The 6,860-nt window shown below is 65.2% G+C and carries 6 protein-coding genes, 1 tRNA gene and 1 pseudogene; 4 read left to right on the plus strand and 4 right to left on the minus strand.

Annotated elements, in window-relative coordinates:
- Nucleotides 1-1,152, plus strand: coding sequence for a Gfo/Idh/MocA family protein (locus QH276_RS03235; RefSeq protein ID WP_280401421.1), 1,152 nt, complete (start codon nt 1-3; stop codon nt 1,150-1,152).
- Nucleotides 1,153-1,231: 79 nt separating this feature from the next.
- Nucleotides 1,232-1,930 (plus strand): HAD family hydrolase, encoded by a 699-nt coding sequence (locus QH276_RS03240; protein WP_280401422.1) that lies wholly within the window; start codon nt 1,232-1,234, stop codon nt 1,928-1,930.
- Between the two features lie 209 nt (nt 1,931-2,139).
- Here QH276_RS03240 and QH276_RS03245 read toward each other — a convergent pair.
- Both QH276_RS03245 and QH276_RS03250 read right to left on the minus strand, forming a co-directional pair.
- Nucleotides 2,140-2,212, minus strand: a tRNA-Arg gene (locus tag QH276_RS03245).
- Nucleotides 2,213-2,291: 79 nt separating this feature from the next.
- Nucleotides 2,292-3,752: a flavin-containing monooxygenase gene (locus QH276_RS03250; RefSeq protein ID WP_280401423.1), complete on the minus strand. Its 1,461-nt coding sequence runs from the start codon at nt 3,750-3,752 to the stop codon at nt 2,292-2,294.
- A 568-nt stretch (nt 3,753-4,320) separates the two neighbouring features.
- On the opposite strand from QH276_RS03250, the gene QH276_RS03255 reads away from it, so the two are divergent.
- Nucleotides 4,321-5,958, plus strand: a complete 1,638-nt coding sequence (locus QH276_RS03255; protein ID WP_280401424.1) for a long-chain fatty acid--CoA ligase — start codon at nt 4,321-4,323, stop codon at nt 5,956-5,958.
- Between the two features lie 51 nt (nt 5,959-6,009).
- On the opposite strand, the gene QH276_RS03260 is transcribed toward QH276_RS03255, so the two are convergent.
- Nucleotides 6,010-6,402: an SCO5389 family protein gene (locus QH276_RS03260; protein WP_280406594.1), complete on the minus strand. Its 393-nt coding sequence runs from the start codon at nt 6,400-6,402 to the stop codon at nt 6,010-6,012.
- Between the two features lie 211 nt (nt 6,403-6,613).
- A pseudogene (locus QH276_RS03265) lies at nt 6,614-6,745 on the minus strand (ABC transporter permease); the annotation flags it as partial.
- 3 nt (nt 6,746-6,748) lie between these two features.
- Here QH276_RS03265 and QH276_RS03270 point away from each other — a divergent pair.
- Nucleotides 6,749-6,860, plus strand: a 112-nt coding sequence (locus QH276_RS03270; RefSeq protein WP_432278781.1) for an NADAR domain-containing protein, incomplete at its 3' end; no start/stop codon positions are given.

The following is a 6,860-nucleotide window of genomic DNA, read 5'->3' on the forward strand; positions in this document are numbered from 1 at the left end:
ATGAAGAGACTGAGACTCGGCTTCGTCGGAGCCGGCGCTATCAATCTACGGCTCATGCCGCATTTCGCCGTCGACGACACCGCATCCGTCGTCCAGGTCACGGGAGTCTGTGATCCGGTGGTCGAACGAGCAGAGAAGGCCGCCGCACGATTCTCCGCAGGCGACTGCGACGCCTACGGCTCGCTGGACGATATGCTCGCCGACGACAAGATCGACGCAGTGACGATCGGCTCCCCGATCGGCCTGCACTATGAGCACGTGCTCGCCGCGCTCAACGCGGGCAAACACGTCCACGTCAACAAGACAATGTCGGTGACCACCGCACAGGCCGACGACCTGATCGCCGCCGCGGCCCGTAACGACGTTCGCCTGGTCGCGTCCCCGGGAGAGATGCTGCGACCGCACAACCAGCGAATCAAGGAAATGATCGAGGGCGGGGAGATCGGTCAACTGGTCTGGGCCGCCTGTGGTGCCGCCTTTGGGAACTACCATTCCGCCGAGCCCGAACGTCAGGGCACCGACGCGGTGAGCAATGTCGACCCGACGTGGTATTTCAAGAAGCCAGGTGGTGGGCCCCTCTATGATTTGACCGTCTACTGCCTGCACGGACTGACCGGGATCCTCGGCCCTGTCCGCCGGATCACCGCGCTCTCCGGCACCGTCGTACCCCAACGAATGGTCAACAACACACCGGTAAAGGTGGAGGCCCACGACAACACCGTCATGCTCCTCGACTTCGGTGCCAATAGGTTCGCCTTCGCCTATGGAACCGCGGCCGGGAATCTGACCGAAGGTGTCGAGTTCGATTTCTCCGGGCGCTACTACGGCACCGAAGGCGAGATCATCGGCTTGAACCTCAACGGCCACCCCTTCGACTATCCCGGCAAGAAGGTGGCGGCAGAAGCCCCCGACAAAGGCGTCCACCCCAATTTCGGTGGAAACGAACTCATCCTGCCCCATGCCACCGAAGCTCACTGGCATCTACAGGAACTGCACGTCTACGAGGACATCATGCAGATGGTCGACTGGGCGCTCGACGGTCGGCCCTCCATTGCCACCGCCGAGCACGCACGCCACGTCATCGAAATCATCGAAAAAGCATACGAGGCCGCCAGGACCGGCGAGACACAGACTTTGACCACCTCGTTCTGAATCGTCTAACGGCTGTCTCCCTCGGATGAGGGAGGGAGACAGCCCGGTGATGTCAACAGGCCCCCTGCGGAAGGCAACCATGACCGAATCTCCTCCCGACAACGAGATCACCGCGGTGATCTTCGACTTCTCGGGAACACTGTTCCGGCTCGAACACAGTGGCGACTGGGTCGATCAACTCGGGTTCCGCACAACCGACCTCGACATCGTCGAGCTGATGCGATGGATGACCGCACCGACCGATCCACCCATTGCACTCGACGCGGACCACCTGCACGCCTGGCGACATCGCGACCTCGATCCCACCCTGCATCGCGCTGCTTACGCCGAAATCCTCGCCCATTGGGGAACAATCAGCGGCGTCGACGTCCAGGCAATGTACGACATACTCGTCGATCCATTGAAATGGACGCCTTACCCGGACACCCCCACCGTGCTCGAGAAGCTCTCCAGCGCCGGCATCACTGTCACCGTACTCAGCAACATCGCCTTCGACATCAGGCCCGCCTTCATCTCCCGCGGATGGGACAAGTGGATCGACCACTTCGTACTCTCCTACGAAGTCGGGGCTGCCAAACCGGACCCGTCGATATTCCTCGCCGCAGTCGAGCGGATGGGAGCGCGAGCCGAACATACCCTGATGATCGGCGACAGCCCCGAATCCGATGGCGGTGCCGCACAAATTGGCTGCCCCGTCGCGCTCGTCGAGCCCACACCGACAACCACTCGACAAGACGGACTGCTTGCGGCGCTGCGCACCCACAATCTACCCGTGTAGCGGCAGCCATAGCCACGTATTGAGATCTTGGAAGCGTTCGACCTACTGGGTTCGTTCCGTGCGCCCTCTCCAGCCTGCTGCAGTGGTCCACCCGTCGACCGCGGCGCTGCCACCGCCACCTGGTATCCGATGTGGCGGTTTCGAGCCAGGTCCGGAACTTGTAGTCGCCGCCGTAGGCCTCGTCCGAACTGAACTGCGGAAACGCGCAGTGCCCTCGGCAGGATTCGAACCTGCGACACCCGCTTTAGGAGAGCGGTGCTCTATCCCCTGAGCTACGAGGGCCGGGCCGGGGGCCGGTGGGCAGGAGTCTACCGGGTGACCCGGCGTGGGGCCGCATCGTAGGTTCGCCGGGCGGTGGAGGTCAGGATGCGACCGTGGTTTCGTAGTCGGCGGGGACGAAGCGGCGGGTTTTCCAGCGGTAGAGGAGGGTGGCGCCGGGCCAGTTGTTGGTGATGCGGCCCGAGGCGTTGCGGTACCAGCTGGAGCAGAAGTTCCACGGGGTGTCCTTCAGGCGTTTCTGCAGCCAGTCGTCCCAGCGCTGTTCGGTTTCCGCGCGGGCGGCCAAGCCCCGGCCGGGGTGCCGGCGGAGGTGTTCGACGGCTTGGCGGATGTAGCGGGCCTGGGATTCCAGCATGTAGACGATGGAACCCGAGCCCACGTTCGTATTGGGGCCGTACATGAGGAACAGGTTGGGGAAGTTCGGGACCGAAACGCCCAGGTAGGCGCGGGCGCCCTCGGCGGCCCATGCGTCGGCGAGTTTGCGGCCGTCGGTGCCGTAGACGTTCATGAGGGCCAGGAACTCGGTGCCCTTGAAGCCGGTGCCGTAGATGATGACGTCGACCTCGTGGTGGATGCCGTCGGCGGTGCGCACACCGGTGGGGGTGATCTCGGTGATCGCGGTGGTCTCCACGGTGACGTTCGGCCGGCCGAGGGCGGGGAAGTAGTCGTTGGAGAACAGGGCGCGTTTGCAGCCGGCGGCGTAGTCGGGGGTGAGTTTGGCGCGCAGGATCGGGTCGGGGATCTGTTTCGCGCGGTGGTTCTCGGCGACTTTGAGGACGGGTGCCTGGATGCCCTGCAGATCGGTGAGGGCCAGTGCCATCACCTCGAAGAACAGCCACCAGCCGAGGCGTTCGGCCCAGCGGACCGGGGGGAGGTACTTGAAGACGGCGTGGTGGCCCGCGGTGTATTCGGCATCCGGCTTCGGCAGGACCCAGGCCGCGGATCGCTGGAAGAGGGTGAGATGTTCGGTGAGCGGCTGGATCCGCGGGATGTACTGGATCGCGCTGGCGCCGGTGCCGATACAGGCGACGCGTTTGCCGGTGAGGTCCACCGAATGGTCCCATTCGGCCGAATGGAAGGCGGGACCGGCGAAGGTGTCGAGGCCGGGGATAATCGGCAGCGCGGGCCGGGAGAGCTGGCCGACCGCGGAGATCAGGACATCGGCGATGAGCAGTTCGCCGCCGGTGGTGCGAATCTGCCATTTCGCCTGGGCCGCATCGTATTCGGCGTCGCTGATCTCGGTACCGAACCGGATTTTGCGTTCGAGGTCGTATTTGCCGACCACACCGCGCATATAGTCGTGGATATCGGCCTGCTCGGAGAAGCGCCGGGGCCAGTCGGAGCGCGGTTCGAACGACCACGAGTACAGGGGCGAGGGCACATCGCAGGCCGCGCCGGGGTAGGTGTTCTCCCGCCAGACGCCGCCGAGGTCCTGGGCGCGTTCGACGATGAGGAAATCGTCCATGCCCGACCGCAGGAGCTCGAGTCCCATACCGAGCCCACCGAACCCGGCCCCGATGATGATGATCGACGGCGTTGTCATGCTCCAAGGGTAGGTCTGCGGGCGGTGGCGGCGAAGGGGAACGAAGGTCAGTGAATCGATATATTCGGCCAGAATCTCGGGGCCGGCCGACGCTGCGCGTGCATTTGTAAGTTATCCGGACCTTTCGGTGTGGATAGTTCAGATACTGAATAACCAAAGGTCGCGCGGCCGGCTGAGCGGCGCATTCATCCCATCAGTCGGTACATGAATTCGGGCCGTGTCTCGTTTGGATGTCGTTTCGTTATCTGACTTGGCAGCGGGCCGGATTCCGGGCTATCACAAGGGAGTGCTCGGCGGCGATGGCGCAGTGCCGGTGGCCCGCAGGGGGCGTCGCGGGCATTGCGTCTCATCCCGTCCACACCGCCGTCCGTCGGTGTACTCTCTTTTGCCCGCTGACCAGCGGCGTCACAATTTCGCCGGGTTTCGCCCCTACCGCCACCATGCCTCGCTACTCCACGGTAGTGTGCGGTTTTGTGATGTGAGTCATCCTTACTTCTGTGTCTCAACAGCTGAGCCGGGGCTCACATCACGCACCGCCCGCCACCCAGATCAGTAAGGGGTATTTCCGATGTTGAGCACCATGATGGACGACCAGCTGTCGCTGGCGACGCTGCTGCGCTACGCGTCCACCTTCGTCGGCGATTCCACGGTGTCCACCTGGACCGGGGACGGGGTGCGCACCATGACCTACCGCGAGGTCGGCGCCGAAGCGGGCCGGCTGGCCAACGCGCTCAACGATCTCGGTATCGGCCGAGGCGACCGGGTCGGCACCTTCATGTGGAACAACAACGAACATCTGGTGGCCTATATCGGCATCCCCGCCATGGGCTCGGTGCTGCACGCGCTGAACATCCGGCTCTCGGCCGAACAGCTGATCTTCGTGGCCAACCATGCCGAAGACCAGGTGGTACTGGTCGACGGCACCCTGGTGCCGATGTTCGCGCAGTACCTGCCACACCTGAAAACAGTGCGGCACGTGATCGTGGTCAACGGGGATGTCGCGGCCGTGCCGGCGGTGGACGGGGTCACCGTGCACGACTACGCCGGACTGCTCGCGAAATACCCCGCCGAATACGACTTCCCGGTGCTCGACGAACGGGCCGCGGCGGCGATGTGCTACACCTCCGGCACCACCGGCGATCCGAAGGGCGTGGTCTACTCGCATCGTTCCAACTGGCTGCACGCCATGCAGGCGGTCACGCCGTCCGGGATGGGGCTGCGCACCGAGGACAGCGTGCTCAGCATCGTGCCGATGTTCCATGCCAACGCCTGGGGCCTGCCGTACGCGGCGCTGATGACCGGCGCGAATCTGATCATGCCGGACCGCTTCCTGCAGCCCGCGCCGCTACTGGAATTGATGGCCGCGCTGAAACCGACGTTCGCGGCGGCCGTGCCGACGATCTGGGGTGGGGTGCTCGCCGCGCTGGCCGCCGCCCCGCAGGACATCACCCATCTGCGTGAGGTGGTCGTCGGCGGATCGGCCGCACCGCCGTCGATGATGAGGGCGTTCGAGGAGAAGCACGGCGTGACCGTCGTGCACGCCTGGGGTATGACCGAGACCTCACCGCTGGGCAGCGTGGCCCACCCACCGCGGGGTGTGACCGGCGAAGAAGCCTGGGCCTACCGGATCACTCAGGGGCAGTTCCCGCCCGGTGTCCAGGCGCGTCTGGTGGGCGACGACGGCAATGTGGTGCCCAACGACGGGGAATCGCTGGGCGAGCTGGAGGTGCGCGGGCCCTGGATCACCGGCTCCTACTACGCGCCCGACGGAACGGCCGTGGACCCGGGCAAATTCGACGACGGCTGGCTGCGCACCGGCGACGTCGGCAAGATCACGCCCGACGGTTACCTGACGCTGGTGGACCGGTCCAAAGACGTGATCAAGTCCGGCGGGGAATGGATCTCCTCGGTGGACCTGGAGAACGCGGTGATGGGCCACCCGGCGGTGGCCGAGGCCGCCGTGATCGGCATCCCCGACGAGAAATGGGACGAGCGGCCGCTGGCGGCGATCGTAGTGGCCGAGGGTGCCTCGGTGCAGCCGGAGGAACTGCGCGAATTCCTGTCCGAGCGGTTCGCGAAATGGCAGCTGCCGGAGTATTGGACGTTCATCGCGGAGGTCCCCAAGACCAGCGTCGGCAAGTTCGACAAGAAGCGGCTGCGGGCGCAGCACGCCGACGGGGAACTGGAGATCACCACGGTCCGCTGAGTACGGGCGAACACGGTCCCCGGCGCGATTCGCGCCGGGGGCCGGCGGTTTTCAGCAGTTGCGCAGTTCGGGGCTCTGGTTGAGCAACTGAGCCCGCGGACTGATGAACCGGGTGTAGGTTTCGCCGCCGACGGCGGCGAGGGGGAACGCCGCGACGCGATGGCAGTTCTGGAACGCCAGTTTCACCCCGAAATGCCGCTCCAGGCCGCCCCGGATGGCATCGGAGGCGAGGGCGCGCAAGAGCTGGCCGCGCGCGGTCTCGTCGGGCGGGGCGATCTCGTTGTCGGCGAATTCGGCGGTGCCGGAGCCTAATTCACCGGCCACGCGGCTGACTACCTCCCAGGCGTAAGGCAGTGAAGTGCGGACGCATTCGACGAATTCGGCGTCGGTGATCTCACCGCTTTCGGCCCGTTCGAGCAAGGCGGTGGGGACATCCAAGGACACGGCGACCTCCTGAGGGCCAAATGGTCTGTGCGACAGGTGATACGGATTTCCGCGGCAGATCTGCCGAGCCGAGTCTAATCGAAACCGGTTGTCAATAACAGTGTTCTTTTGCGCCGCCTCCGGCGGCGCGGGTTTTTGCCCCCCATTGTGCGCCGGGGGGGGGGCGGGGCCCCCACCACCCGCCCGGGCCGCGCCACGCGCCGGGACCACACAGGAGGGCCACGCCCACCGCGAGCGCCACATTGCCGGTACCGAAGCCGAGCACCGTGACGAGCGCCAGCGACAGCAGGAGTTCCGGAATGGACAGCAGCACATCCACGCCGCGCATCACCGCACTGTCGACGGTATGGAGTTCCGGACGGCCGAGCACTACATGATGTGGCGTAAGGCGATGCTGTTCGACGACGGTGCCACCGCGGAAAAGATTCTGGACGCGAACCATCCGGGCGAAGCGAAAA

The sequence above is a fragment of the Nocardia carnea genome, assembly GCF_029869215.1.
Classification (GTDB): domain Bacteria; phylum Actinomycetota; class Actinomycetes; order Mycobacteriales; family Mycobacteriaceae; genus Nocardia; species Nocardia carnea_B.